19 protein-coding genes are annotated in these 25,640 nt (G+C 68.4%); 8 read left to right on the top strand and 11 right to left on the bottom strand.

Annotation, left to right across the window (positions count from 1 at the left end; all coding sequences use genetic code 11):
* Nucleotides 1-191: 191 nt before the first annotated feature.
* Both ACFTZL_RS06720 and ACFTZL_RS06715 read left to right on the top strand, forming a co-directional pair.
* Nucleotides 192-521, top strand: coding sequence for a hypothetical protein (locus tag ACFTZL_RS06720; protein ID WP_382579145.1), 330 nt, complete (start codon nucleotides 192-194; stop codon nucleotides 519-521).
* A gap of 51 nt (nucleotides 522-572) precedes the next feature.
* Nucleotides 573-1,187 carry a hypothetical protein gene (locus ACFTZL_RS06715; RefSeq protein ID WP_382579143.1) on the top strand — a complete coding sequence of 205 codons (615 nt, stop codon included), beginning with the start codon at nucleotides 573-575 and terminating at the stop codon, nucleotides 1,185-1,187.
* Here the strand turns inward: ACFTZL_RS06715 and ACFTZL_RS06710 are convergent.
* The 3 genes from ACFTZL_RS06710 to ACFTZL_RS06700 all read right to left on the bottom strand — a co-directional run bounded on the left by ACFTZL_RS06710 (nucleotide 1,172) and on the right by ACFTZL_RS06700 (nucleotide 5,046).
* A complete protein-coding gene (locus ACFTZL_RS06710; protein ID WP_382579140.1) occupies nucleotides 1,172-2,395 on the bottom strand; it encodes a hypothetical protein in 1,224 nt (407 codons plus the stop codon). The genes ACFTZL_RS06715 and ACFTZL_RS06710 overlap by 16 nt on opposite strands.
* A 4-nt stretch (nucleotides 2,396-2,399) precedes the next feature.
* A complete protein-coding gene (locus tag ACFTZL_RS06705; RefSeq protein ID WP_382579137.1) occupies nucleotides 2,400-3,509 on the bottom strand; it encodes an ImmA/IrrE family metallo-endopeptidase in 1,110 nt (369 codons plus the stop codon).
* Nucleotides 3,510-3,816: 307 nt separating this feature from the next.
* Nucleotides 3,817-5,046 (bottom strand): hypothetical protein, encoded by a 1,230-nt coding sequence (locus ACFTZL_RS06700; RefSeq protein WP_382579135.1) that lies wholly within the window; start codon nucleotides 5,044-5,046, stop codon nucleotides 3,817-3,819.
* Nucleotides 5,047-5,295: 249 nt separating this feature from the next.
* Between ACFTZL_RS06700 and ACFTZL_RS06695 the strand changes: the two genes are divergently transcribed.
* Both ACFTZL_RS06695 and ACFTZL_RS06690 read left to right on the top strand, forming a co-directional pair.
* Nucleotides 5,296-6,390 (top strand): hypothetical protein, encoded by a 1,095-nt coding sequence (locus tag ACFTZL_RS06695; protein ID WP_382579133.1) that lies wholly within the window; start codon nucleotides 5,296-5,298, stop codon nucleotides 6,388-6,390.
* A gap of 551 nt (nucleotides 6,391-6,941) precedes the next feature.
* The gene (locus ACFTZL_RS06690; RefSeq protein ID WP_382579130.1) at nucleotides 6,942-8,600 is read left to right on the top strand and encodes a hypothetical protein; all 1,659 of its coding nucleotides are present in this window, start codon (nucleotides 6,942-6,944) and stop codon (nucleotides 8,598-8,600) included.
* A 272-nt stretch (nucleotides 8,601-8,872) separates the two neighbouring features.
* Here ACFTZL_RS06690 and ACFTZL_RS06685 read toward each other — a convergent pair whose 3' ends face one another.
* Both ACFTZL_RS06685 and ACFTZL_RS06680 read right to left on the bottom strand, forming a co-directional pair.
* Complete coding sequence (locus ACFTZL_RS06685; RefSeq protein WP_382579129.1) at nucleotides 8,873-9,115, bottom strand: hypothetical protein; 243 nt, start codon at nucleotides 9,113-9,115, stop codon at nucleotides 8,873-8,875.
* A 59-nt stretch (nucleotides 9,116-9,174) separates the two neighbouring features.
* Complete coding sequence (locus ACFTZL_RS06680; RefSeq protein WP_382579126.1) at nucleotides 9,175-10,332, bottom strand: hypothetical protein; 1,158 nt, start codon at nucleotides 10,330-10,332, stop codon at nucleotides 9,175-9,177.
* Nucleotides 10,333-11,695: 1,363 nt separating this feature from the next.
* Here ACFTZL_RS06680 and ACFTZL_RS06675 point away from each other — a divergent pair.
* Entirely contained in the window at nucleotides 11,696-11,938 is a 243-nt protein-coding gene (locus ACFTZL_RS06675) for a hypothetical protein (protein ID WP_382579124.1), read from the top strand.
* Between the two features lie 42 nt (nucleotides 11,939-11,980).
* Here the strand turns inward: ACFTZL_RS06675 and ACFTZL_RS06670 are convergent, their stop codons facing one another.
* Nucleotides 11,981-13,039: a TniQ family protein gene (locus ACFTZL_RS06670; protein ID WP_382579121.1), complete on the bottom strand. Its 1,059-nt coding sequence runs from the start codon at nucleotides 13,037-13,039 to the stop codon at nucleotides 11,981-11,983.
* A 195-nt stretch (nucleotides 13,040-13,234) separates the two neighbouring features.
* On the opposite strand from ACFTZL_RS06670, the gene ACFTZL_RS06665 reads away from it, so the two are divergent.
* Nucleotides 13,235-15,517: a Helicase associated domain protein gene (locus ACFTZL_RS06665; protein WP_382579119.1), complete on the top strand. Its 2,283-nt coding sequence runs from the start codon at nucleotides 13,235-13,237 to the stop codon at nucleotides 15,515-15,517.
* A gap of 156 nt (nucleotides 15,518-15,673) precedes the next feature.
* On the opposite strand, the gene ACFTZL_RS06660 is transcribed toward ACFTZL_RS06665, so the two are convergent.
* The 4 genes from ACFTZL_RS06660 to ACFTZL_RS06645 all read right to left on the bottom strand — a co-directional run bounded on the left by ACFTZL_RS06660 (nucleotide 15,674) and on the right by ACFTZL_RS06645 (nucleotide 20,643).
* Complete coding sequence (locus ACFTZL_RS06660) at nucleotides 15,674-16,366, bottom strand: hypothetical protein (protein WP_382579115.1); 693 nt, start codon at nucleotides 16,364-16,366, stop codon at nucleotides 15,674-15,676.
* An 82-nt stretch (nucleotides 16,367-16,448) separates the two neighbouring features.
* Nucleotides 16,449-17,504 carry an AAA family ATPase gene (locus ACFTZL_RS06655; protein ID WP_382579112.1) on the bottom strand — a complete coding sequence of 352 codons (1,056 nt, stop codon included), beginning with the start codon at nucleotides 17,502-17,504 and terminating at the stop codon, nucleotides 16,449-16,451.
* A complete protein-coding gene (locus ACFTZL_RS06650) occupies nucleotides 17,504-19,978 on the bottom strand; it encodes an integrase (RefSeq protein WP_382579110.1) in 2,475 nt (824 codons plus the stop codon). Before ACFTZL_RS06650 ends, ACFTZL_RS06655 begins: the two co-directional genes overlap by 1 nt.
* A complete protein-coding gene (locus tag ACFTZL_RS06645) occupies nucleotides 19,885-20,643 on the bottom strand; it encodes a TnsA-like heteromeric transposase endonuclease subunit (RefSeq protein ID WP_382579107.1) in 759 nt (252 codons plus the stop codon). Before ACFTZL_RS06645 ends, ACFTZL_RS06650 begins: the two co-directional genes overlap by 94 nt.
* Nucleotides 20,644-21,005: 362 nt before the next feature.
* Here ACFTZL_RS06645 and tap point away from each other — a divergent pair, with 362 nt between their 5' ends.
* Nucleotides 21,006-23,048, top strand: coding sequence for a telomere-associated protein Tap (tap, locus tag ACFTZL_RS06640; RefSeq protein ID WP_382579105.1), 2,043 nt, complete (start codon nucleotides 21,006-21,008; stop codon nucleotides 23,046-23,048).
* Between the two features lie 104 nt (nucleotides 23,049-23,152).
* Here the strand turns inward: tap and ACFTZL_RS06635 are convergent, their stop codons facing one another.
* A complete protein-coding gene (locus ACFTZL_RS06635) occupies nucleotides 23,153-24,247 on the bottom strand; it encodes a TniQ family protein (protein WP_382579102.1) in 1,095 nt (364 codons plus the stop codon).
* On the opposite strand from ACFTZL_RS06635, the gene tpg reads away from it, so the two are divergent.
* Nucleotides 24,152-24,898: a telomere-protecting terminal protein Tpg gene (gene tpg / locus ACFTZL_RS06630; protein WP_382579100.1), complete on the top strand. Its 747-nt coding sequence runs from the start codon at nucleotides 24,152-24,154 to the stop codon at nucleotides 24,896-24,898. The genes ACFTZL_RS06635 and tpg overlap by 96 nt on opposite strands.
* Nucleotides 24,899-25,640: the final 742 nt, after the last annotated feature.

Raw genomic sequence — 25,640 nt, 5'->3', positions numbered from 1 at the left:
CCCTGCCGTCATCGCCGGCAGCCCCACGGGAATGGCCGCTGTCACCGTGCACCTCCAATCTCCGAGCGGCGGCATCACGCTCAAGGAGGCCTGAACTGCCCCAGCCACCGTTCCGGTGGGCATACGGCGCCGCGACAGCGCACTCCCGCTGTAGTGTTGACATCTCAGGCATGATTCGCGAATCATGAATCATGCCTCAACAGGACGTGGAGCCGCTGCGTGAGGTGTCCGTGCGGGTCTTCGGCAACCGCTACCGGGCGGAGCTGATGTGGGCGCTGGCGGCAGCGGACGAGCAGGGTGTGTGCCTGGGAGACCTTGCCGCCGCCCGCAACGCACCGGCGAGTGTCTACCAGGCGCCAATCCGGGCCCTGGTGGAGGCGGGGCTGGCCGAGCGGCTGCCGCGGGCGCCGGGGGAGCGGCGCCGCTGGTACCGGCGCAGCGACAACGAGACGCTTTGGCAGTGTCTTGAAGGCCTGTTGGGCTGTTTGGCAGAACAGTCCGTACCCATGCGGATTGGATAGTCGGCGGGGCCGCTGCGTGCGGCCGGAGCCCGGTGAGGCAGGGTGGAGGCCATGGTGACCTTGGCGAACTCCGTGATCGGCCGTTCCGTGCGGACGGCTTCTGCCGCCCTGCTGGAGGCGGGCACCCAGACCAAGATCGCCTCCCTGCAGGGCACCGAGGCCCTGTTCTTCCACCGGCTGGATGCCGCAGAGCACGCCCGGCGCCAGGAGGCCGCCGCAGGGCGGCTGGATCGGATGGCGGCGCTGGAGACCCTCCTGACGCTGCCGGTTAACATCCCCGTCCCCCTCCCCTCGCTCGAGGCCGGCCAGCGGCGGTCCGTACGCGCCCTGCCCGCAGGAGCCGCGGACCGTGACCGTACGACGGTGACCCGGCGCGCGGTGCGGCCGGTGCGGGTGGACCTGGCCGTAGTGCGCGCCGCCGGGTGGCGCCAGGGACTGCGGGACGCGGGCCGGTTCGCGCCGTTCTGTCGCCGTGCCATGCTGCTCACCCGCCGCCCCTCACACCTGGAAGAGCTGCTGGCCGAGGCGGACTTCTACGGCATCGGCGTCTTCCTCGCCGCCGAGCACGGTGTGGAGATGATGCTCGCGCCGGAGGAGTACAGGCCGCAGCGGCACACCGCCGCCGCGTGGTGCTTCGTCGAGGAGCTGTATCAGCTCCTGCGTTGATGGCTGGCCGCCGCCTGCCCGTTCGCTCCGCTCGTCACCGCGGCCGGAGTCGCCAGCGCCCACCGTTTCAGCTGCTGAGGCACCTTGAACGCGTCCGGCTGCCGCAGCTGCGCGTTCACCAGTGGATACCGCTCCACCGCTGTACGGCAACGCTCGTGCCACCACTGCTGGCGCGCCAGCCCGGGAGTGATCGCGGTCAGCGTGCGCAGCCACTCCATCAGGACCGCCACATTGTGCGCGGCGGCCCGGGCCTGGCGCTCGCCCTCGTTGCTGGCGAATTCATCCAGCGCCCACAGCCCCTCACACGCTGCGCAGCCGCAGACGGGAGCCTTGGCGTCGGCGAAGCGGTCGGCCAGTGTCTTGCCGAGGAAGAAGTCCATCAGCTCGGCAAACAGCACGTGCGGCGACGTCGAGAAGCCCTTGCTGGTCTTGGCCTTTTCGCCCGGGGCCACGATGTGCCGCAGCCGGCTGCCGGCGCCGAACGCTGCGAACGTCGCCCCTGCGGCCAGCGCACCGAAGGCCGCCAGATCGGTGCGCAGCAGCGCAGCACCCGGGACCTCTTCGATCACCCGCCGTAGGTGGTCGACAGCTCGTGAGTGCCGCGCGAGAGGGTCCATTTGCCCGCCCAGCATGACCGCCTTAGGTCCCCTCACCAGCCGGAGCCAGGCGATCAGCTGCCGCACGGCGTCCTCCTCCCGCAGCCAGCCCACATCGACTGGCGCTGCGAAGACGACCTGGGCGTCGTCCAGGGCGACCACCCGCCGCACTGCGGCTTTGAGAGCCTCGGAGTCCTCTGCGTGGATGTAGCCCGTCGGCGTCATGGGCGCGGTGACCCCAACCGCCCGCTGCTCCGCCAGCGACAACTCCAGCGGATCGTCGAAGGCGAAGCCCTCCGACACGTGGGGGAACGGTTTTTCCCCGCTGGCCGCGCGCACCTCATAGGCGGCCGGATCGACCAGCAACGTCCCGGTGAACTGACCCTCCCCGCGCAGCTGTTTTGCCTTCCGCAGCGCGTCCTTCCCGCACAGCACCAGTCCGCTGCGGCCCGCATCGAGCTGTCCGCGCAGGTAGCCGACACGGGCAGGCGTCACCTGAAGCAGCATGCGCCCCTGCAGAACGCTCAGCGCACCGGACAGGGCCTGCGGCGCGTCGGGAGGTTCCGTGAGATCGGAGCGCGGACGCGGCAGCGGAGCAGACGGGTCGATCATGGCCTCACCTTCGAAGCGGCTCAGGGGATAACGAACGGTCGCCTGTCATGTACAGGCGCTTGAAGTCCTCGGGCAGCAGGCGGGCGCACGCGGCCGCCTCGTCGATTGCCAGGCCGCGGTCGGACAACACGGCGTCCACCAGCGCTGGGACGCGCGTAGGCCGCTCCCGCTCCACCTCGACCGGTTCGGCCGTGCGGTAGCCCAGCGCCGACATTTCCACCATCACCGTGCGGTATTGCCATTCGGTGATGGCGTTCAGGGTGAGCGCGCGCCGCAGCAGCGCGCTCATCGACACCCGCCAGACGCGCTTGAGCTCTGCCAGCCTCGCCAAGTCCACACCGTCGGCGAACACCTGCCGGATGTCGGCCGCCGGCATCAGGAACTCCGCGGCGAACGTGTCTGCCTGCTTCTCCTGCTCGCTCGACGTGCCAGGCTCGGGATGCATCACTAGATGGCCCAGCTCGTGCGCGACACTGAAGCGGCAACGATCGCCCGGCGCATGGTCGTTGACCAGGACAAGCGGGACCTGGAGGTCGTCCCACTGACTGACTGCGTCCAGCAGCTCACTGCCGAGACTCCGCATCACCACCAAGCCGCCGGCCTCCTCGATCGCGGCGATCACATCAGCCACCGGGCCCCTGGGCAGGCCCCAGGCGCGGCGCACCTCGCGGGCCGCATCCTTGGCCGTCGTGAAGTCGTCCAGGAGTACGCGGGAGAAGCGGTGCGGCACCTCCGCAGCCGCGGCGGCCTGCGCGAGACCCGTCACCTGCAGACGTGCCAACGCGAGTTGGGCGTGAATGCGGCGCAGCGCCAAGGACGACAGAGAGGCTCTCTTGCGGTGATGGATCAGGCCCACTCCCACCCCGCTCACCCGGGGATCCAGGCACAGCAGATCTACCGGGTAGCCCAGGGCGGCGGCATACAGATGAAGACGGTCGTCGGCGACCACAAGGCGTCCTGATTCCGCGCGGCTGACATATCCCTGGGACACCACCGCGACCCCGGCAGGCGCTGCCTTGGTCATGGCGGCGGCCACGTCGACCTGCGTCATGCCCCGCGACTCGCGCGCGAGCGCGAGCATGCCGGGATGCGCCTGCAGGTCACCGGACGTCATCACACCCCACCGCCTCAGATCAGACCTCAAAACATTAACACGAAATATTCTGGGGCTGATTCGGCTTCCTAGTAGGGCCTCGTCACAGCCAGCAGCCCTCTGCCGCAATGGCCATGCGGCAGACCGGAAACCGCACAGCTGCCCCCGCTGCCACCCGGTGATCCACCCAAGTCGATGGGGGTGAAGGACCCCTCCTTCTGAATCTGGGGCAGCAGGCGGCGGAAGATCGTCCTCCCGGGAATCCTCCACTTCCGGCGCGCAGGAGCGGCGACGGGCTGCGGACAGACCGTCCCGGCCGCCGTGACGGTCAGTTCGCGGCTGCGTCCAGACGCTGCTCGTCCAGGTCGAAGCCCAGCCGCTCGGCCTCGCCCAGGACATCCGTCCACAGCGCCAGACTCGTCACGACAGTCCACGGCTCGCCGCGCTCGGCGTCATCGAGGAGCACCGTCTCCGTGTAACCGTCACTCCACCGCTCCCCGCGAGCCCGCCCGTTCTTCCAGCCGCGCCCGCCAAACCACAGCCGTTTGACGGCCCCCTCTACCAACCGCGCATGCAGCCCCACCCTGAACGACCGGGTGTAGACGACCTCCCAGCCGTTGCGCGCGTGGACCTGCAACCGTGTATTGCGCGCGGCATCTTCGCAGATGCCGACCTTCGCCATGGCGGGATCGGACGTCCGCTGCAGCAGATACACGAGCCCCGGCTCACTGTCCTTGAAACCAGTAACCTTGCAGGTACGGGAGTTGCAGGCTCCCTGCCCACGGTAGAGGTTGCCCAGAGACGGGTTCACCGGACCGCTGCAGTTCAGACAGGTACCTGCCCACGGAGTGTTGGTGCTCTTGAAGGCCTCCGGCTCGCTTGGACGGAACCGGTAGGCGACCGCGCGCTCCCACGCCTGCTGCTTGGTCAGCGGCGTGTTCGGAGCGCAGTGCAGGCACGCGCCCTGGCCCTGCATCACGTCGTGCAGGCGGGGCTGCACCCGCTGCTGGCAGCGCAGGCAGGTACCCAGCCACGGATCATCCACCCGTACGTAGGCGGTGGCTGGCTCCACGCGGCCCTTCTCCCGCATGATGGCGATGGCCTCATCGGGGTGGATGGCTCGCCGCGCGCAGTACCTGCACGCCATGGCGCCCCGCCGGACCGCCTTGATCAGCACCTTGATCGGTTTGCCCTCGCGCGGGCAGGCCTCGTTGAGGCAGATACATTCCATCCGGCTGCTGTTGTTCGTGTACGGCTCCAGCGGCTTGATGTTGGCCAGAGCAATCGTCTTCGCCAGCTCCGCCTCGTCCAGCCGGAATCTCTCGGCCAGCGCACGGTCTGCACAGTCCCTGCAGCCGCGTGGTGCGTCACCGAACCGTCGTGCCTTGGAGGCGATGCTGTCGTAGGTCGGATCGATGTCTGCACCGCAGCGCCCGCACGTGCTCGGCCAGGACTCCTTGGCCTTGATGAACGCAGTCTTCGGCCTGCACCCGTTACGCAGCATCAACTGCCGTGCCTCTTCCGGGTCTACCGGCCGCCCCGACACCAACGTGACCATCTCCAAAGGTACTTGTGAACCTGATGCTGCTGCGCCGCGACTGTACGCGCTACCGCCGAGGCCCGACGCCGGTCGTGTCAGGCCTCGAGGGTGACGCCTGGGCCCCTCCGGGACGTCGCGCGGTTCCGGGGAGAGGCGGCCGTGTCCGTGCACAGCGAGTGAAGATCCGTCGTCGGTTGTCAGTGTCTGGCTCTACTCTGCTGGGTGGGCAGCACACGGGGAGGCGTTGTGGCGGATATGACGGCGGGCATGCACAAGTTCTGGCCGCACGTTTTGGAAGCGGTCAAGAACCGGCGACGGTTCACCTGGATTCTGCTGGAGCAGCACACGCAGGTGCTCTTCTACGACGGCGCCACCCTGACGCTGAGCGCACCGAACCAAGGTATATACGACAACCTCGTTGACTCGGGTGGCTGCGACGTGCTGGACGAAGCCCTTGAGCAGGTGCTCCACACCCGGCCTGCCGTCGAACTGGTGGTGGAGGGAGGAGCACCGCTGGCCCTTCCGCGCTCCACGCCGGAAGGCCCGGCGACACAGGTGCGTGTGTCCGTCGCCGTAACCACCTCTGAAACCTCAAGCGATTCCACCGAAGCATCGACACACACGCTGCATCGCGTCCTGGCCCAAACCGCGTTCCTCATGCATGAGCAGGGCAACAGCCAGGCCGCGGCACTGCTGGCTGACGTCGAGGGTGTGGAACTGGTACCCGGCAACCGGTTCGGTGACTGGCAGGACGCTGTACTCATCGTGCCGCCCTACCTCGTTCCCCGGTTTACTGAGACCGTGACTGCAGCCATCCAGCCGGTGTTCGAGCATGTGGCAGGACGGCATGGTCTGAAGATCGGCGGGGTCACCGCCGCGCCGGCGCTGCCCGACATCGGTGACGACTGGCGGCGGATACTGCAGGAGCGGCTGGCCAAGGGAGCGGCGTCCAACCAGGCGTCGAGGGCCCGCGCCAAAGGAGTTGCCCCCGGGCTCAGCAAGGAAGGCTTCGTCTTCGACTCCCGCGAAGAAGTGCTCGTCTACGAGGCGCTGAAGAGGGCGCAGGCGGCGCTGCCCGAGGAGTCCACCATCTCCATCTTCCCGCTGCCGATGGGACGCGTCGGTGTTGGCAACGCCTGGACGCCGGACTTCCTCGTCACGGTCGCCGGCAGAGTGGGGATCATCGAGGTCGACGGACCCCATCACCACAAGCGCTTCGGCGCGGACACCACGCGCGACCGGCACTGGCGCAACAGCGGGATCGTCCACATCGAACGCATCCTGGTCGAGGAGACCAGTGCTGACGCCGATCTTGACGCGCTCGTCCGGCAGTTCCTCACACGGCTGCGTGAATACCGCTGACGCAGTGATGGGGCGGGGCTGGGGGCACCGCACCCCGCTTCTCGTCTTTCTGACGTAAAGTGGCCGTGGGTCAGGCCGACCGGTAACTGGCACCTTGCCGTACCGATACCGGGAGGCCGTTGATGGAGACGATGGAACCGCACGTCCAGCTCGCGTTCGCCATGCACGCCGCACCCGGCGCCTACGCCGTGCTCCTCGGCACGGGCGCCTCGATCACTCCGGCATGCCCTCCGCAGGTCGCTGACCTGCGGGGCTTCCTGAGCCAGGAATCCCCCTGCTTCAGCTGGGGGAGGGTTCAACCGCATCACCGCCCTCCCCATGCGCCGAGGCCTCTGGCAGGTGGCCGACGAACGCGCCGAATACACCCGCCGGCTCGACACGCTCTAGGCAGAGAGCGAGCAGCTGCTCGCCCTGGTGGCTCATCTCGTGTTGTCAGAGGGTGGGATTAGGCTCCGCGTGTGATGATTCCTGCACCTTCGCAAGCTGATCTCGACTGGGCCATAGCCATGGCCTCACGGCACGGTCGGCCTGCGGAACCTCACGGCGCAGGAGTGGCCGAATTGGCCGCGGCGCGGGGCGTGCTGCGCCGCGCAGAGACCGGTGAGAGCGTCACGAACGCCGTGCTGCTGGCCGCCCACGACCTGCTGTACACGCGGGTGCCGCCCCAGCTCGGTGACAGCAGCCTGCGGCGCCTCGCCGAATTCCTCGTCGGCAGGGGAGTGGTGCCCAAGCCCGGTGACTACGAGGGCCGGTGGTGGCTGTGGTGGCCCAAGAACGGCCGCGGCCCCTGCCGCGACTGCGGCAAGATCCGCTCCCTGGCCCGCTATTCGGCCCGATTCGGAAACGAGTACCGCTACCTGTGCGCTCGCTGTCGCGGCGCTGAACGCCAGCACATCGCCCAGCAGGCTGACAGACTGCTGGGGCGCCGGCTGACGTCGGTACCCGCGCCCGCCCCCCTCACGTCGCCCATCGAAGCACCGGCGGAAGGCACGAGCATGCCCTCTCCCTCAGGCCGCGACTGGGAAAGCTACGCGATCCGGCTCGAGGAGCTGCTGGGAGCGCTGGACTGGGCAGGATTCGACCTGCCGGAAGAGTGGGACACCGACTTCGACCCGCAGGAAGGCCCCCTGCTGTTCGCCACCCTCTGGCGCGGCGATGGCGGCCTGGACGTCCAGTACAACCCCCACCAGCAGACCCTGGCCCTGCAGCCCTTCGACGATGTGACGGGGGACTGGCCCGAGTCCTACTCCCTGCTGGAAGACAGCATCGAAGTCCCCGTCGCCTCATCCGGGCAGCAGGCCGTCACCGCCGTCGCTGCCGCCGCCGGACAAGCCGGGCTGCTCGACGCCACCCACGTGCAGGTTGCCGAGTCCGCGCCGCCCGAGGCCAAGCAGGAGTTCACGCTGCGCAGAATCCGCCGGATCTTCCAGCTGGCTGCCGATTTCCGGCAGCTCCCGCTGCCGGACCTGCTCCGGGAAGTCACCGAGAACGAATGGCTCAATGCCTACCTGGAGTGGGTGGTCGGCATGACAGGCCAGGACGTTGCGCCCGACGTCGTGCCCGACGCGGCCGCCCTGGGCGTCGCCGCCGGGTGCTGGCGCAACAACACCGCAGTCGAAGACCACCACCTGGACACAGACGTACTGATGGCGCGCGTCAACATTGCCGTCACCCGCATCACCCGACAGCACGTCTGCCCCGTTGATGGTATCGACTGGGACAGCATCAAGAACGCTCTGATGGACCCGCAGTGGGCCCTGCCCGACGGCACCCCAATCTGTTCACTGTTCGGCCCGGGCTGGACGGAGGTAGCCGCCACTGTCACCGCGGAACTCGACCGCTGGCGCCACCTCGACCACGAGGTGCTCGGCCCCCAGACGACGCTGATCCTGATGAGTATCGGCGGCTCCACCAGCTACACCGACTCCTGGTGGGGGCAAGGACGCTGGCTCAGTATCTGTCGCCACGTCATCGACGATGCCACGACTGCGGGCCTCTCTTTGCCTCCGCCCTACGATCAGCGTGGCCCGGACGACCTGCTGGCCGACCTCGATGCTCCCGACGAGGTTCCCGCCCCCGTTCTCGGCTGGCTCATCGATCTGCCGGACGCCGGCGTCCACGGGCCCCGCGGACTGCGCATGCACCACGTCACCCGACCTCCCCAGCACTATTGGGATCCGTACTGGCTCACCGACCGCAACGACCCCTGACCTGCCCCAGTCCTCAAGGAGTACCGCAGCGTCCTCACCGGCCTGCCTACCGGACCCGACGGCTGGCCCTTCGATCACCTCGGCGAAGACGCGTTGTCGGCCTCTACACCCTCCGGATGGAGGACCGCCCGCGCGGCAGCTGGCCACGCACCCAGCCCCTCGAGCCCGAACAGCTGATCCCGCTCACCACCGACCACCAGACACGCTTGGTTCGCGACGCACGCCAACTCCTGGACCTGGTCGGTGAATCCCTGGCCGCCCTGGAGGAAGACCTACGGGGATACAACGGAACCCCCCGTCACCCTCTGGAAGCAGGACCAGCACCGCTTCAACGCCGGCACTCGCTGCTGTTCCTGCTGGAAGACGACCTTAGCCACACCGTCGCCTCCTTCCTGCGCCGCGACATCGGCGGCCACCGCGTCGTCGTCGACCGGGAAGTCCAGGTACGACGCGACGGCCTGCCCGGCCTGCGCACCGATATACAGATCAGCGGTGCTGGCCGAGTCGCGTTGCAACAGCGCCCTTCGGCTGTTGACCGCGACCAGTTCGTCACCTGGGACGGTGGCGGGCGGGGTCAGATGAGCCGGTCGTGGTGGCGGTTGGCGGTTTCCCGGACTTGCTGGGCGAAGCGTTCACGGCTGCGGTTCTGGTGCTGTTCGGCCTGCTCCTCGTCCCATTCCTCCACCTCGCCGGTGGCGGCTTCCTCATCACCGTGATCGAGGCTGTCGTGCTCGCTGTGCAGGAGCCAGCAGCCGTGGATGCCTGTGATGAGGTCTTCGAGGAGGTCACGTGCGGGGCGCTGCGGGTCGAGAGGCGTCAGGCGCAGAGCAACGCCGGCGAGGTCGAGTTCGTCCTCGCCGGTGTACTCGGCGAGAGTTTCCTCCAGGCCCTCGAGTTGTTCCCGCAAGGCGGCAGGGTCGGGCAGCAGACCGTCGGTGACGTGCATGGCGTGACGGACCAGGCTCGTGACAGCTTCGTGCGGGCTGACGCCGTCGTTGATGAGGCCGAGGACGAGGGTGGGAGTCTCGTGGGGGAGAGCCTCGATGTTGTCGGCTTCGAGGACCACCTGCGTGGGGTCCTGCCCGGATGCCTCGGCGGCCACCTCAGCTGCTGCGGCAAGCCAGTGGGCCGCCGCGACGGCGGCCGCGGTCGGGTCGATACCAATGAAGAGCTCGCCGGAACCAAAAGGGTCCTGCTGCAGGAGATGGTCGGCGGCGGCGACCTGGACAGGAGAGGCGTCCTCACGGCTGAGGAGAACGGCCTGCTGGGCGCGGCCGCTGAGGTCACCGAGCTCGGCGTTCTCCACGGCGGCGAGTTCGACGGCGGCTTCGGCGGCAACGGCCTTGACGAGCTGCGGGTCGTCGAGATGGTGCAGAGCGCGTCCGACACGGTGAGCTGATTCGAGGAGGCTGCTGTAGGAGACGGTCATCGCACCGCCGCTGGGCAGGTTCGGGCGGGTGATCGCCTCGACGACCTCGCCGAAGTGCATCCGCTCCTCCTCCCGGCGCCAGCCCTCACTATTGGGCTCCAGGGAGCCGGCGGCACTGGCGGGGTGCGTGTAGGTGCGCCATGCGGCGCTGGAGAGCTGGGTCAGAGCCCGGGCCAGTCCCAGTAGCCTGCCGGTGTCGGCCCCGGCAGGAAGAGCGGCGATGCCGACGGCCAGGTCGCCCTCCCCGGTACCCCAGGTGGCCATCAGCTCGTGCCGGTCAGGCACGACACAGTAGCGGGTCATGAAGCTGCTCCTCGGCGGACATGCAGTGCATGGTGCTGTGACTTGAGCCTATGGGACAGGCCATGGAGCCGACGCCGAGCGACCGGCGGTTCCTGACAGCCCGGATGCCCTTCGAGTCCTACGTGGCTGCCCCCCCCACTGGCCAACTCGGTGATGACAGGCCGGGGCCGTTCCCGCCCTGAAGGGGCGGGAACACCGATGACCCAATTTCACCCATCAGGTAGTCAGTGCCGTGTGAGGCTCAGCATGAAACCGACAACGGCTCGCACGGCACCGGACAGCACCGCGGCCGTCAGCGTGAGCCACACAGTCACCGATCTGCGCCGTCACCCGGCCGGCCAGCGCCGTCGTGACGCGGCGCTCAGCCTCGCTCAAGGCACCCCAGCGGCTTCCCTGCACGGCGCACCTCCACCCGGTACAGCACCATTGCAGCACCCTGGTGGACATCGTCCAGACGGGAGAACAGCAGCCCGCACCGCTCCCACTGCTCACGGGCGGTACCCTCCTCCATGCCAGCGGGGACACGGACCAGCACCGCCGCACGAGGAGTGAAGTCCCCAGCCTGCGGTGGAACTTCGCTGGGACTGTCACCGTCGCCACCGGGCGGGGCGGGTGCACGACGGGAACGGAACGGGGCGACAAGCGCGCTTGCCATGATGGCGAACCTCCAGCACGGACCTGGCAGACACAGCGAGGCACACCAGCGCGCGTCGGTGAAGGCACCCGTGCCAAAAGGTCGCTGGCCTGCGATTGCAGTACTCAACAGCGTCCATGCGATGGTGCGCCCTCCCAGGACTGCTGCCTCGCCTTCATTCTTTCGTCGCCCACTGACAGTGCCGCGATACATCCCCGCCCCGGGCGTCGACGGACACCGGTGCCCAAGTCACCGTGCGAACGACGCTGGTCCATCGGTAACCGGCACCACGCGCCTCCGCGCCCCGGCACCTCGACCCGCACGAACTCTTCACCGCCGCCGTCGACGAGGCACGAGCGTCCCACTCCGACGACCAGGCAGCCGCCCTGAAGACCTTGGAACGCCGCGCCATCCCGGACGCCATGCGCTTGCTGGAGCTGTCCCGCAGAACTAGCGCTACGACGTCGTCCATCACCCCGGCTGCCGGGCATCCTGCGGCCGCCCCTGTTTCCGGGCTCGTTCGCGCTCCGAAGCAGCAGCTTTAGGGCGAATTCGCTTTCATCCTTCAAGCTACTTACTGGATTCCTCACCTCGCGCCGTAGACAGGGGAGTTGACCGTCAGGTTCCCGCGCGCACTGCTTGCCGATCTTCTATCGTGATCCAAAAGCAGCCGCGACATGATCCTTATTTGTCACGAAGACAACGGCAGAAAAGGTGGAAGAGCTGACCATGGCAGGCCGCGGCACCCGGATCGAGATCCACCCGGTCGACCAGCAGCAAGTCGCTCCCAACCACCGCCGTGACCTGAACATGCGCACGATCAATGTCCGCACCGACTGGCGACGGGTCGTGGACGCCTGGAACGCGGGTGATCAGCAAGCCCTGGACGACGCCTGGAACTCCATCTCGGACAGCCTCGGCTCCAACCACGGCGCCTACCGGCAGGTCTCCTACATCGGCTTCGGCATCTGAGCATGCCGCAGCCCGAACCCACCGCACGCGGCCAAGCCCTCCTCACACGCGGCTGCTCACGCTCCACAGGTGTACCTGCGCCTCCTCGGCCTCGCCCAACCGCCAGGGCAGGCAGGTGACGGCCTCAAGGGCGGCGGCGCCAGGCACTTGCAGGTGGGGACCCGACGCGCCCAGACGGCGATAACGGCCCCGGGCCGGGCCCGGACCGGACCGGTCCGCCCGCCCGGAATGCAGTGCCGCCCACCGCAGCACCGGCTCCATCGGGAAACTGCCCCGCAGACCCCACGAGGAGAACAGGCTCTGCACGCCCCGCAGCCAGTCGGCGTCCTGGGCACGGGACAAGCTGCCCCGCAGCCGCCTGCGCTCCCGCGCCGCCAGAACGCCAGCAAGCCGAACGACTTCCGGGTAAGCCACCAAAGCAGCCACCCGCCGGTCGCTGCCCTTCTGGAGGCCCAGCTGCTGGTGGCGCACCGCCCACGCCTGCGGAACCTGGGCGGCCTGATTCCACCAGAAGGCAGCGATGTGGAACGCATCCGCGAACGCGATGCGCCCGCCGGCCCCCAGCCGCCGCTCGAGCCGCACCCGCTCCCCGTGAGCTGCGAGGACCTCCGGAACAGCAGTGAGCGGGATGCATGTCACCCCGTCCTCGCGCAGGTTGTCCGTCCACCGCCGGTGCCGGGCGCACACCCTCCAGCCAGCCGCCGACACCGCATACGCATCCCGACGTGCCCGCTTGGCCAGCGCGCACAGATCACACACGCGCACCAAGCAGTCATCGGCGGGCTCCCAGGGGTTGGGAACGTCCCAGCGGGGCGGCGCATCGGCCGGATCGGGCAGCGGATGCACGCGCAGCGTGGGCAGCACGTACTCCAGGACATCGGGACGGCATCCCGCCAGAGCGGCCAGCCTGCCGTACGCGGCCTCGTTCAGATGCACCTCACTGAACTGCGGCTCGGGAACGGGCGAATCACCCGCACCGAGCATCGACAGCAGCTCTCGGAGCTCGAGCCCGTTGGTCTCCGCCAGCCGGTGCACGAACGAGTTCGTGGATTCCTCTGCGATGAACCGCAGCCGCCGGGGCAGCGGCTGTACCCCGCTCACGCCGTCCCCGCCCTGGAAAGCCCTCAACGAACGCCCAGCCAATGTGTTGTCCCTCTCAGTCCGAACTCGATCTCATCCACGGCGGGAATGCCGCCAACTACATCCATTCTGGCTGGAATTGGGGAGTAGCACCCAGTGATCCACTACGATTCCCGTGTTCCGGAATCGCAATCCCGCAAGGAGAAGCGCTCGGCCATGTCCCTCGCGCTGCGCCCGCATCAGCAAGAAGCCCTCGCGGCCATCACCGGTGCCTTCGCGAGGGGGGAACGCCGCGTGACCGCCGTCTCCGCATGCGGCACCGGCAAGACACTCACCGCAGTGGCGACCGCCCGCCATACCGCCCCGGCAGGCCGGGTCCTCGTGGCCGTACCCACCCTGGAACTGCTGACCCAGACCATCCGGCGCTGGCGCGAAGGCGGACGCGCCGGCCTCATGGTGGGCCTGTCATCGATGAGCCAGACCCGCAGCGGCCTGCCCCGGCGCACGGCCCGCATGGTCAAACGGCCAGCAGACCTGGCCAGCATCGTCGCCGAGCACGACGGCCAGCCCGCTACGGTCTTCGTCACCTACGCATCCCTGCCAGGACTGCAGCAAGCCCACCACAGCGACCAGTTGCCAGCCTGGGACCTCATCGTCGTGGACGAGGCCCACCGTACGTGCATGAGCACCCAAGAGGGCTGGGGAGCCATCCACGACGACCATGCCATCCCCGCCCGGCGGCGCCTCTACATGACCGCCACGCCGCGCATCTTCACCGCTGGACTGTGGGACGGCGCCCCCACCGCCACCATGGACCGCCGCGACATCTTCGGCCCGGTCGTCTACCGCCTCGGCATGGCCGAGGCGATCGAACGCGGACTCCTCGCCGACTACCAGGTCGTGATGCCCGTGGTCGGCGACAAACAACTACGCTCCATCCTCACCCGCAAGCCCCACCTCGATCCGCAGAACGGCGGCCTGCGGGCAGCCGCACTGCAGGTGGCCGTCCTGCGCGCCATCACTGACCACGACCTGCAGCGCGTTCTCGTCTTCCACAACCGCATTGACGCAGCCGAAGCGTTCTCCCAAGACCTGCCCGGCACCGCCGTCCAGCTGAAGCGGCCGGACCTGCAGGCCTTTTGGGTCGACGGGACGCAGCGCGTCGACGAGCGCCGCAGTCGGCTGTCCGCCTTCGAGAGCGCCGACGGGTGCACAGTTCTCAGCAACGTCCGTGTTCTGGCCGAAGGCATCGACATTCCCGCCATCGACTCCGTGGTCTTCGCCGCACCCCGCAACAGCGTCGTCGACGCCATCCAGGCCATCGGCCGCGCCCTGCGCCTGGTACCCGGTCGCGGCAAGAAGGCCACCCTCGTGCTGCCCGTCTACCTGCCCGACGGACGGGCCACCGAACAGGCCCTGCACGACTCGCAGTTCGAAGGCATCTACACCATCCTCCAGGCCCTCAGGGCACACGACGACCGCTTCCTCGACCACATCGCCGTGCCCCGCCGTAGCCGCAGCCTGAGTGGCGGCGGCCCGCGCCGAACCGTCCACTACAACCGCGCCGAACGCGCCCTGCAGGTCGCCCTCGCCCTCGGCCTTGAGATCACGCTGCCCGCCACCGGCTCCTGGCACGACGGCCTGGCCTCAGCCACCTGCTACCACCACGACCACCATCACCTCGACGTTCCCCACGCCTTCTACGACGACACCGGTTTCGCCCTGGGGGAGTGGATCAGCAACCAGCGCCTGCGGCACCTGGCTGGCCGCCTGCCCAGCGAACACGCCGACGCCCTCGATGCCCTCGGCATGCTGTGGAGCAGCCCCGCACACACCTTCAACCGCATCCTCGACCACGCCCGCGCCTACGCTGCCGCCCACGGGCACCTGGCTGCACCCACCGACGCCACACAAGGCGGCCACCCCATCGGTGCCTGGCTCGCCGAGTGCCGCAGGAAGGACAGCTCCGACACCTTCCCCAAGGTTCACGCCGCACAGCTCGCCTTCCTCGATCGCTGGTGGAACCCAGGCTGGCCGCTGACCTGGCGGCGTGCCTACGCTCACGCCAAAGCGCACATCGACGCGGGAGGCAGTCCGGATGTCCCCGGCTCCTTCACCACCGCGGACGGATTCAAGCTGGGGCAATGGCTCAGCCGCCAGCGCAACAACTTCCACGCGCTCCGCGCCGAACAAGCCCAACTCCTGATCGACATCGGCATCACCCCGCACGTCGACAGCATCCACCCCGAAGCATTCCGCACCGAACGAGGCCGCGACTTCCGCCGCGGCCTGGTCGCTGCCTCCTGCTACCTCGCCCGCGAAGGCCACCTCGACGTCCCCCGCCAGCACACCGAAACCGACTGGATAGGCCCCTTCCGACTCGGCTCCTGGATCGACCACATCCGCCGGACCCCCAACGAACTCACCGACGAAGAACGCGCCGCACTCGACATCCTCCGCATGTCCTGGGACCCACCGGAGGCCGCAGCAGAGCGGTGACGGCGCCGTGCAGGAGACCGCTCGCGCACGCGGAACGGACACTACGTCCTTGTGCCCCGGCACCACTCACCTGGCCGTCCGTCCGGTGCCACGCGACCTGAACGACGACTTCGGCGCTTTCAGGGAGGCACAGCAGGCGCTGACGGTACCGGCCCATCACGACGGCGCAAGAGCCGTGATCGACGGCGGCGTCGGGGTATGCAGCGCCGCATGCAGCCCGCGACGGATACCCGCCCGGTAGACCTCTCCCGTCGTGACGACGCCGGCGGCCAAGCGCCGGTACTCCGCTGCAGCGGCCTGCTCCTCAGGCCGGGTGGCGCCCGGCCGCAGGACGCCGGGCGCATGATCGTCACGCCACTGCCAGAGCTGGTGGATGGACTCCTTGGACATGGACCAGCATCCGGCACTCACCTGATCCACGAGCGCGCCTGGCAGCCGCAGGGGAAGGGTTTCCGGGTAACTGCCGGCGCGGGTGCTGCCGGGGAAGCGCCCCAACGGTATCTCTACGAGGTCAACGTCGGGCCAGGGATGGTCCCAGCCTCGTGCCTGTACCTCCTGGCGCAGGCCGAAGGCAACCAAGGTATCCCGGGTGTCCAGGAGTTCGCCCTGTCTGCGCAGCGCGTGCAGTTCCTGGTGCTGCTCGTCCAGCAGGTGGTCCCGCTGCGCCGGTTTGAGGTTCTTCAGGCGTGCCTTGTGGTGGGCCTGTAGCCGCTGTGCCCAGGCCTGGTGCTGCTCCAGGACACTTTTCAGGGCGAGACGGGTGCCCAGTGGGGCTCTGACGCTCACCCTCGCCGTACCCTCGTCCTCCTCTTCGAAGTTCTCGTTATCCTCAAGGAAGTTGTGCTCCACCGCTGTTCTTCCCTTGCTTGGTGAGCTGTGACCAGAGTCCGTGCCTGGGCTGTTGTGTCTGCCCGGGCGGCTGCAAGCGGTGTCAGATGGTGCGGCTGCGGCCGATGGTCAGGGACTCCAGCAGTTCCTCGGTGATGCGCTCCTTCTTGGTCCAGATTGCTTTCTGGGCGCCTTGGCTGACGAGCTGGGAAAGGGCCCGCAGGTAGCCCTTGCTGCGCCGGTGCAGGTATTTGTGAAGGTTGGTCAGGTCGTCCGGCTGGTGCTTGCGCAGGCACAGGTTCCCGTCGAACTTGCGGACGATTTTCGTGAACAGCTTGTGGCCCTCATCGTCGTAGCCGATCCGGCTGGTGCGCAGACCGGCGTAGTCGCCCCAGATCTCCTCGTTGTCAGCCAGGGCGGTTTCCCGGTCACGGGTGAGGGGATCGACGATGGAACGGGCGGCGCGTCCGGCGAAGACGAAGGTGGCGCCGGTGCTTTCACTGATGTCTTCCAGGTAGGCGAACGACTCCTCGGCGTCCGCGCCGGCCCGTAGCTGTTCGATGCCGTCGACGAGGACGAGCAGGGTGGAACTGTTGCGCATCACATGGCAGATGGAGCGGGTGGGGTCGGTGCCGCCGTCGTGCTTGAGTCCGAGGAAGGAAGCGAAGGCGGCCGGCCAGTTCCGCCGCCCGCCGCGGGCCAGGGGCGGCACCCGCAGTGCGATCACCGGGATGCGGTTCTCGTCCGGCTCGTACAGGCGGGCGATCTTGTTCTCGTAGTGGCGGCCGATGTACTGCAGGATCTCGGTCTTGCCGGTGCCACGCGGGCCCTCGATGATGACGCCGGTCTTGCCGTGGGTGCGTTCGCGGTTGGACAGCAGGTGATCGTGGACGACGACCAGGGCGCGGCCGACGGCGGGGGTGACGACGGTCGGCATCAAGGCGTGATAGCGCAGCCGCAGGTCGTTGTCGGCGACGTCCGTGCCGGCCGGCGGGCTGTCCGCCAGGTCTGGCCGGGTGCGGTCCAGCGCGGCGAAGGTGCGCCAGTTGGTCAGGGTGTTGAGCCACAGAGGCCGGGGCGTGCTGAACACCGGTGTGGGGGCCGGGGAGTCGACCAGCAGACGGATGTCGTCGTCCTCGATGTCCGGCACCTGCATCATCACACGTCCTCCTGCGGGGGTTCGGTTTCGGCGGGCAGGTCCAGCAGGAGACGCGCAGCGGCGTCCAGGCCGTCCTCCACGTCCTCCAGGCCTGCCAGAAGCGAGGTGTCGTCGGCCTCTGCACGGTCAACGCCGTCATCGCCGGCTGCAGGGCCGGGGCCGGACTCGTTCAGCAGTGAGGGGGCATCGGGCGTGTACATGCTCGGCTCGTCGAGTTCCAGCACCGTCAGCGGCCCCAGCGCGTCCAGATCGAGCGGGTCCGCGCCGGCGAACGGATCGAAGCTGCCCGTACCAGGCAGCCCGAATCCAGGTGCCAGCCCGGGCACGTGCCCGTAGCCGTCGGGCACACTCACCATGCCGGGTTCGTCCGGGCCCCGCCCTGCCCGCTCCAGCAGTTCGGCCAGGATCTGGGCGATGTCCTCGTCGTGCTCCTGACGGCCGCCGCGCGCCACATGCTCCGCAGTGGCCGTCTCCCAAAGATGCTGTGTCCACGGGGCGCCGATCAGGTGCTGGTACTTGAACACCGCCGTGATCCACTTCCCGGTACGGTGGTCCCGCAGCCATACCTGCTCCGGGGTGTAAGGGTTGTAGCGCAGCTCCCACCCGTCGCGCTTCTTGCCCTTCAGGCCCGACGGCGCGTTGCGGATCCCCTCGCCGAGCTCTCCCTTGTAGTTCTCGTAGGTGCGGTTCTTGAACCGGATGCCTTCATCACGCACGCCGACCCAGGCGGTGGGCAGCAGCTGCAGATAGTCCTCGAAGCCCAGCGGGATCGGCAGGTAACCGGCCGCCTGCACGCTCGCGGCGTACATCTGGTTCGGCGTCAGCGGCGGCAGGTTCGGCTCGTAGGGGCTGCGCAGCTCCTCGTGCGGCCGGTTCTGCCAGCCGATTGCGATCCATTCCTGCAGCAGATCGTCCAGCTCCTGCAGCGTCCACAGCCGGTCGGGGTCAACCTCCTTGCCGCGGCGGCTGAAGTCCCGCCCGGTGTAGGAGTTGATGCGCTGGCTGAACAGCGACTTGATCGACTCGAAGGTCCGCTCGACCATCGCCTTGTCCGTCGGGGTGCGCTTGCGCGCCGGGCGCACCGAGATACCGAGGAAGGAACATGCGTCGAAGAAGGTCTGCCCGGCGAAGACGGTGCCGTGGTCGATCACGATCGTCTCCGGCATGATCACCGGCCGGGCCGCCGCGTGTTCCATCCGCGCGTCGACCTCCAGCAGCTCCTCGTAGGGCAGGTCCGAACGAGCGGCGGAGGCGGCCGCGTCGAAGCCGGGCCGCATGGGAGCCGGAACCATGCACAGCGCCAGCAGCAGAGAGGCGTCCACGGCCTTGGTGGCCCGGCCCTTGGTGGTGCTCCCGCTGAGCAGAGCTCGGGTCTGCTGCCGGGTCCTACGCCGCCCCGGGGTCTTGGGCCGCAGCACGGCGGCGATGATGCTGCGCGTGTGCACATCGATGGCCGCGGTCAGCTCCACCTGGGTGGGCCGCCCGTCATCGCCCAGCACCTTCACATCCAGCGCCGTGGAGTCGACCTGCACGAGCTCACCCGGCGCCGTGGCGGTGGTCACCCCGAATGGCGGTCCGGGACGGTTGAGGCGGTCCTTGCGGCTGCGGGTGGGGTCCCGCAACTTCATCGCGTCGATGCCCAGCCGCTTCAACAGCGCATACAGCGTGGGGTCGGCCGGCACCTTCACCCCGGCGCCCAGCACCACCCTCGCCGCGCGCCGCAGGTCCTTGAACAGGGTGCGCGCGTCTGTGGCGGCCTGCTCCCTGGCCTGACGTTCATGCAGGGCCAGCAGCAGGTCCACGACCCGCGCATCGGTGCGACCATGCAGGGTGCTCTTGCGGGTACACCGCTTGTCGACCAGCCCCCAGATGTCCTCCTTCTTGAAGGCCAGCCGCTTGCGCTGGACTGTCTTCCACGACACCTTCCAGTCCAGCGCGGCACTCAGTTCGGCGGCCTTGCGCTGATAGCGCTCGACCAGTGTGAACCGGGCTGGGTCGTAGCCTTCGCGCGGCTTGCTGCCCTCGGGAACGCCGGGCAGCAGACCGGTGTCCACCTCGACGACGTGACGCCGCCAGATCCGAGCATCCCGGGCACAGTCGGGGCTGACGCCCTCCAGCATGGCCCAGTCCGGGAACGGGTCAGCCGAAACAGGCAGGCCCGTCTCGTCGAGCACAGCGAAGTCCTCGGCAGCGGCCAGGAACTGAATCCCCGCCGCGATCGGCGGCGCAGCACTGCCCGGTGCGGGCGCCAGATGCACAGTCGTGCCTGACAGGGCGGACACCGTGTAGTGGCTGCCCATCCACCGCAGCCGGTCACCGGGCGCCACGATGCCGCGCGGCGCCACCCCCCTCGCCTGCGGCCGCTGACTAAGCACCTTGGTCATGCGGCGTCCGCCTCCACAGGGCGGCGCATCGCAGACGGCATGCCTCCCGATACGCCGATCACACTGCCAGGCCCCATCGCCCGGTTCCACTCCATGGCCAACTCCTGCCGCCACAGCAGGTGGTACAGGCGCGGCAACGTCGACAGCCGGGGCAGCCCGGTGGCCCGCACGCCTTCCTGCAGCGGACGCGGCGTGCGGAAAGCGGCCTTCAACGCCTGCTCGACCTCCCGGTCGCCGAACCGGGGGTGCCGGTAGCGGGAGACCCACCGCAGATTTGCCAGTGCCATCGGCGCGGGAATCCGCGGCATGCCCAGTGCCCAGCCCGCTTCCTGACAGGCCTGGCGCAGCACCTGCTGCTGGCGCTGCCAGCGTGAACTCGGCCCGCTCGCCGGAGGACAGGCCACGACCAGCGTCGCACCCTGCCGTGTTCGGACGAAGAAGTCCGGCACCACGCTGCGTTCCCGGCCCCGCTCACGCCATTTGATCTTCGCAGGCCACGCGGTGAGTTCCGTGACCGAGGGATCGAAATCCAGCAGCATGGCCACGGCCAGCACGTTCATCGACCGGCAGCCCACATGCTTGCGCGATGTCGCCGACCACCACCAGGTGGCGATGCTCCGCTGGGACGGGTGCCGGACAGGCCGCCAAACCTCGCCCCGACGCGTCAGCGGGACAGCTCCGGCCCGGGACGCTGGGACCGTGATGCTTCTGCTGCCGTCCTCAGTCCGGTGGACAACCTCCAACTCGACAGCCACCGTCTTCCCGTCTCCCTTCCGAGCCCGCGTGAGACGCCGCTGCCACTGCCGAAAAGGGCAACAGCGTGTAGCGGAATGGGAGTTGAGCCTAGTGCAGACCGGCCGTCACATGATCCGTAATCCGCCATCCGGGCCACAGACGCGTCCGCGGCAAGCGCTGCCGTTCCGGGTCAACAAGTCTGCAATCCCGTAGGAGCCGGAGCTCCGCTCCGCCGGATACGGCTGGCACAAGGGCACCATTTGTTCATGAATATCGCTGTTCACCCGGTGCTCCGCAGGTATCGAACCACGTCCAGCACCGCCGGCACCGGGATGACGAGAATCCGACGGACACAGCACCTGAACCTGACAGGTTCAGCCGCATGCCAGCAGACCACGGGGACGAAGCCGAACTCTTTGCACGCGTGGACGAACTCCTCGCCGACCTCTCAGCCCAGCGCATCCCCCTGCCTCCGCCCCGCGAGCGGACCCAGCTACGCAAAGCCGCCAGTCTGTCCACGACGCAGCTAGCAGACACTCTCGCCTGCCAGACGAAGGACATCGAGGCCTGGGAAGCCGGAACCCAGGAGCCACTCAGCACCTGCCGCGCCGCCTACGCTCGCCTCCTCCAAGGACTCAAAGCCCTGCAAAGACCGGAACAACAAGACCCGCTGCCCGTTCAAGACCCGCCCCCCACACCACCCGCGAAGGCCGGCAAGAAAGCCGAGCAGCCGCCACTCTTTCCCGCCACCGACCCCGTGGCATCCACCCCGCCCAGCCGGGCCGCACCGTCTCGGCCGGTTCAGCCGACCGGTCCGCTAGCTGTCATCGACTACGCCGACACCTTGATCGCCCACTTCACCAACGGCACCCAACTGCCGCTCGAGGCCAACGACCTCGTCTCCCTGCTGCACTGGACACTGCGCAGCGGCCTGCGCGGAAAAAAGCTGCGCGATTACGGACTCGACAGCGACTGCGACCCACTCATCGTCCTGACACCAGCGGCCAGCACATCCCTGAACCTGCCCGCAGATCTAAGCGACCGGAACCGCCTGCGCCTTGCCGACTACCACCCAGCTATCACCCAGCTCCAGCAGGCAGGCTTCAGCCTCACCCGCCGCGGATTCGGCCCCTGGCCCCGCGCATACCTGCCCGTCAAGAACAAAAAACGCTCCTCCGTGCAGCTGGCCATCACCGCGTGGGGAGCACTCTCGCAAGACGGATGGAACCTTCCACCGCTGCCGCCGACCGACCTGGCGCGCGTGCTGGGCACCTACTCCGACCGGCTGCTGACCCCGCGCGGCTCCACCGCCGTGTGCGGCGAAGAACTCATGACTGCCCTGCGGCCGCCGACCAGAGCACGCTACGACCCCGACAACGGGCGCTGGACCTCCACGCCCAACGCCCACGGCCTGCACACGGCCCTGGAACCAGCTCCACCCGAAGCCCCCGATGCCCATCCACTCGCCCAAGGCCGCCTGCCCGAGCAGGCCATGGAGGAAGAAGCCTGGGACTGGAGCCGCCCACCCAGCCAGCAGGAGGCCACCGCCTTCGCCCACGTCGTCGGAATCGACACCAACCTCGCCTTCGCAGCCGCAGCCTCCAGCCTGTCCGTCGGCCTCAACACCCCGCCCCGCCACATCCTCACGCCGACCTTCGACAAAAGGATCCCCGGCACGTGGTACTGCGACCTCACCCACGCAACCCTGGACCCGCGCCTGCCCTCACCCTTCACCACCACCGGCCAGCCCCCCAACGGACCGGCCTGGTACACCACGCCCACCCTGGCCTACGCCCAGGAACTCCAAATCGAGGTCCGGCCGATCGAGGCCTACGTACGCGACGTGGCCGGCCCCTACCTCACCCCCTGGTACGAGCAGATCCGCAACGCCTACCTCGCCACCATGGCCGACCTCGGCGTGTACGAGAAGATCTCCCAAGCCGACTACCTCACCGTCATGAAGACGCTCGCCGCTGCCGACCCCGCGCTCCTCGCACTGCTCGCAGCCATCAAAGCCACCGCCAAGGGCGGACTCGGCAAGCTCCGTGAGGGACCACGCGACATCACCACCCCCTACACACGCTGGTCCGCCCTGAAGAAACCCACCTGGCGCCCCGACATCCGCGCCGCCATCGTCTCCCGCGCCCGCGTCACCCTGCACCGCAAAATGCACAAGATGGCCATCGAGACCGGCCGCTACCCGCTGGCCGCCCTCGCTGACTGCGCCCTCTACCCGGCCCACGAACCCACCGCACTCGACGTCGTCCCCACAGCACCCGACCAGCAAGGTGTGCCCGGATTCCTGCGCCTCGGCGTCAACCCCGGCTTCGCCAAGGAAGAAGGAGTCCAGACCATGACCTGGTATCAGCACCAGCACACCCAGGGCCTCAACCCCGCCCGCTACATCAAAGAATCCACCGCCTGAGCAGGACACCCACCGCGTGAGGGGCTCGTTCCGAGCCGGCCGTGGCTGAACATCCCGTGGCTGCCCGGCCTCTGGCTCCGTCCCCACCGGCTAGCCCTGCCCCGTTACCGTGGGGCCGGTCTCCTGCCCGTCGCAATCGGCGGCCCCACGGGCAAGCCGGTCATCGGCGAGCCCAGCCGCCACGGCAAGCACGATGCCTCCTCCAGCGGCCCGTGCGGAGGAATCACCCGATGCGGTTCCAACAGCGGCAGCGGCTCACTGCGCGGCACCGCCCGCTCGCCCTGCTGCGCGAGCCGTGTCACCACCGGCACCGTATTGCGGTGCGCCATGAGCCACGCCTCCAGCCCGCGATGCCCGCCCTCTGCCATCTCCTCGACCATGCCGAGCCGTTCCCCCACCCACGCCGTCCAGCGGCCCGTCGACCACCCCGCGGGACCTCCGGCGAAGCTGCGCCCCACCGCCCGCTGCCGCTCGCGGACCACCATCGCCTCCGCCACAGTGACCGCCTCCGGATACACCACCAGCGGCACCGCCCACAGCGCCGAACGGTCCACTCCCAAGATCTCTTGCCGACGACGCCAGACTCCCCGCCAAGCCATCTGGCGACACTGCCACCAATACACGGCCACCTGCTGCGCGTCCGCCATCAGCGCCCGCGCATACGGGCCAGTGCGCCGCTCCAGCCTGATTCGCCGCACATGCGCATCCACTGCCTCCGGCAGTTGCTCCAGCCCGAGCTGGACATCGCCCTGCGCGGTCACGGTCCACCGCCCGTGGCGGACACACACCGCCCACTGTCCTCCGGGAACCCGCCACACCGGCCGCTCACTGAGACCGGCCACGCACAGGGCACAAGCCTGCACCGGCAACTGGCCTTCCGGCCACGACTCGATCTCCACCTGCCGGCGTGCCCGCGCGCTGATCCGGCTGTCCTGCAACGACACCAGGGCCTGGTCCAGTTGTCCCACTGGGCGCCCGCTGGCCTGCGCCAGCCGTTGGCGCGCTACCGGCCCCAGACGCACTTCCTCAAACCTCGGCTCTGCCCGCCTCATGGTCCGTGGTGCCCCTATGTGCCGGGCCAGCTCTTCAAATTGCATCCCGTTGTGGTGCGCCAGCCGCGACAGATAGGAGGCAACTGTCTCGCCCCGTACCATCACAACCCGCCGCGGCAGCGGCGCGACCGGCCTGTCGATCTCCATCCGGCGATCGTTCCAGCGCTGGCCAGCAGCACCGTACAAACAGGCCACCCCTGCGACGAAAGCCTTCTCGAATTGTCCCTCCGTCTGAGCGCCGACACCGTCCAAGAAGCCCTTGACCGGGCCGACTCTCGCCACTGGACTCGCAATCCACCCCGCTCCACACGCGCCCGACTGACCTACCTCCTCAAACAGACCCGCCAAGATGCAGCAGCCCTCGCCGACCTGCTCCAAATGACTTCCGCAGAGCTCAACGTGCTACGCGCATCCCCGCAGATACCGGCCGACCATCCCCTGCACCAGACCGTGGAACGCGAGGTCGTCCGCCTCTGGCAGCCCCGTGTCCGCCGCCGCGCACACGCCACCATCCTCGCCAACAACGGCCAGATGATGCTGAGCTTCCGCGCTTGGCTGGGATTCACCGCGGCCGCTGGCTCAAGCGACGATCCCCGCCTGCGCTTCCTCACCCTGAGCCTTCAAAGCCCCCACCCGCACGCTTTATTCACAGCCCGTCACCGTGATGCCCCGGAGCCGGAGCTGCGAGGCATCCTCAACGACGCCCTCGGTGCCTGCTACTTCCACCGGAACCGACCGACGCCCTCAGGCGAAACTGTGAGCCTGGAACGCATCGACTTCCTGGAGTTCCACTACTGAACTCGGGCGCCGGCACACGACCCGATTCTGCAGGGTGAGCCGAAGCACGATAGTTGCCACAAAGGCAGCTTGTTGTAACCAGGACCGCCTGACCGCACGCACGGGTCCGGCCGCTGGTGTCCTGTCGCACTGAAGCTGTCTGATTCCCACTCGGTCTCGTTCGTGCAGGCAGATTCTCCGTCAGATGCACGGGGACAGGACATCCGGCGTCGAGATTCCGCCATTCTCGGGAGCGATTTTCAGTCTCGCTCCCCTTTTGGACGGCAACTGGCGCGCCGCTGTGACCTGGGGGGCTGTGATTGAGACGCGGGATTCTGCGATTGGATCGCAGAATCCCGCAAAGCAATCACGCGTTTCCGCAGGTCAGGCTGGCAATTGTGTGCTGTCAGGGCGAGCGGTTGGGCGCTAGATTCGTGGATGTAACGGCGCACACCGTCGACTTCCGGATTCAACTCCGTACGGGCCACGGACGTCCAGGACCGTCCTGGGGTTCATGTCTGGAAGGCAAGGGTGTGATGGGGAGTTCGGAGAGCGGCATTCCGCGGAATCGAAGCGGGGTGCCGAATTGGGTGAAGACAGCGGTGAAGGTGGTCGTGTCTGCAGTGATCGGCAGCTTCGTGCGTGAGGGGATGGACGATCTCCTCACGCCGTTTACCGAGGGGGAGAGGGAGTAGTTGCGACGGCGGATCGTCTTCGGCCCTCGTCAGCGTGTGACCTAGGTGAGGGTGGTCGGGGGAATGGC

It is taken from the genome of Streptomyces sp. NPDC056948 (assembly GCF_042674225.1).
GTDB classification, from domain to species: Bacteria; Actinomycetota; Actinomycetes; order Streptomycetales; family Streptomycetaceae; genus Streptomyces; species Streptomyces purpurascens.
The sequence above is the reverse complement of the archived record's forward strand: the minus strand, read 5'-3'. Positions and strand labels throughout refer to the sequence as shown.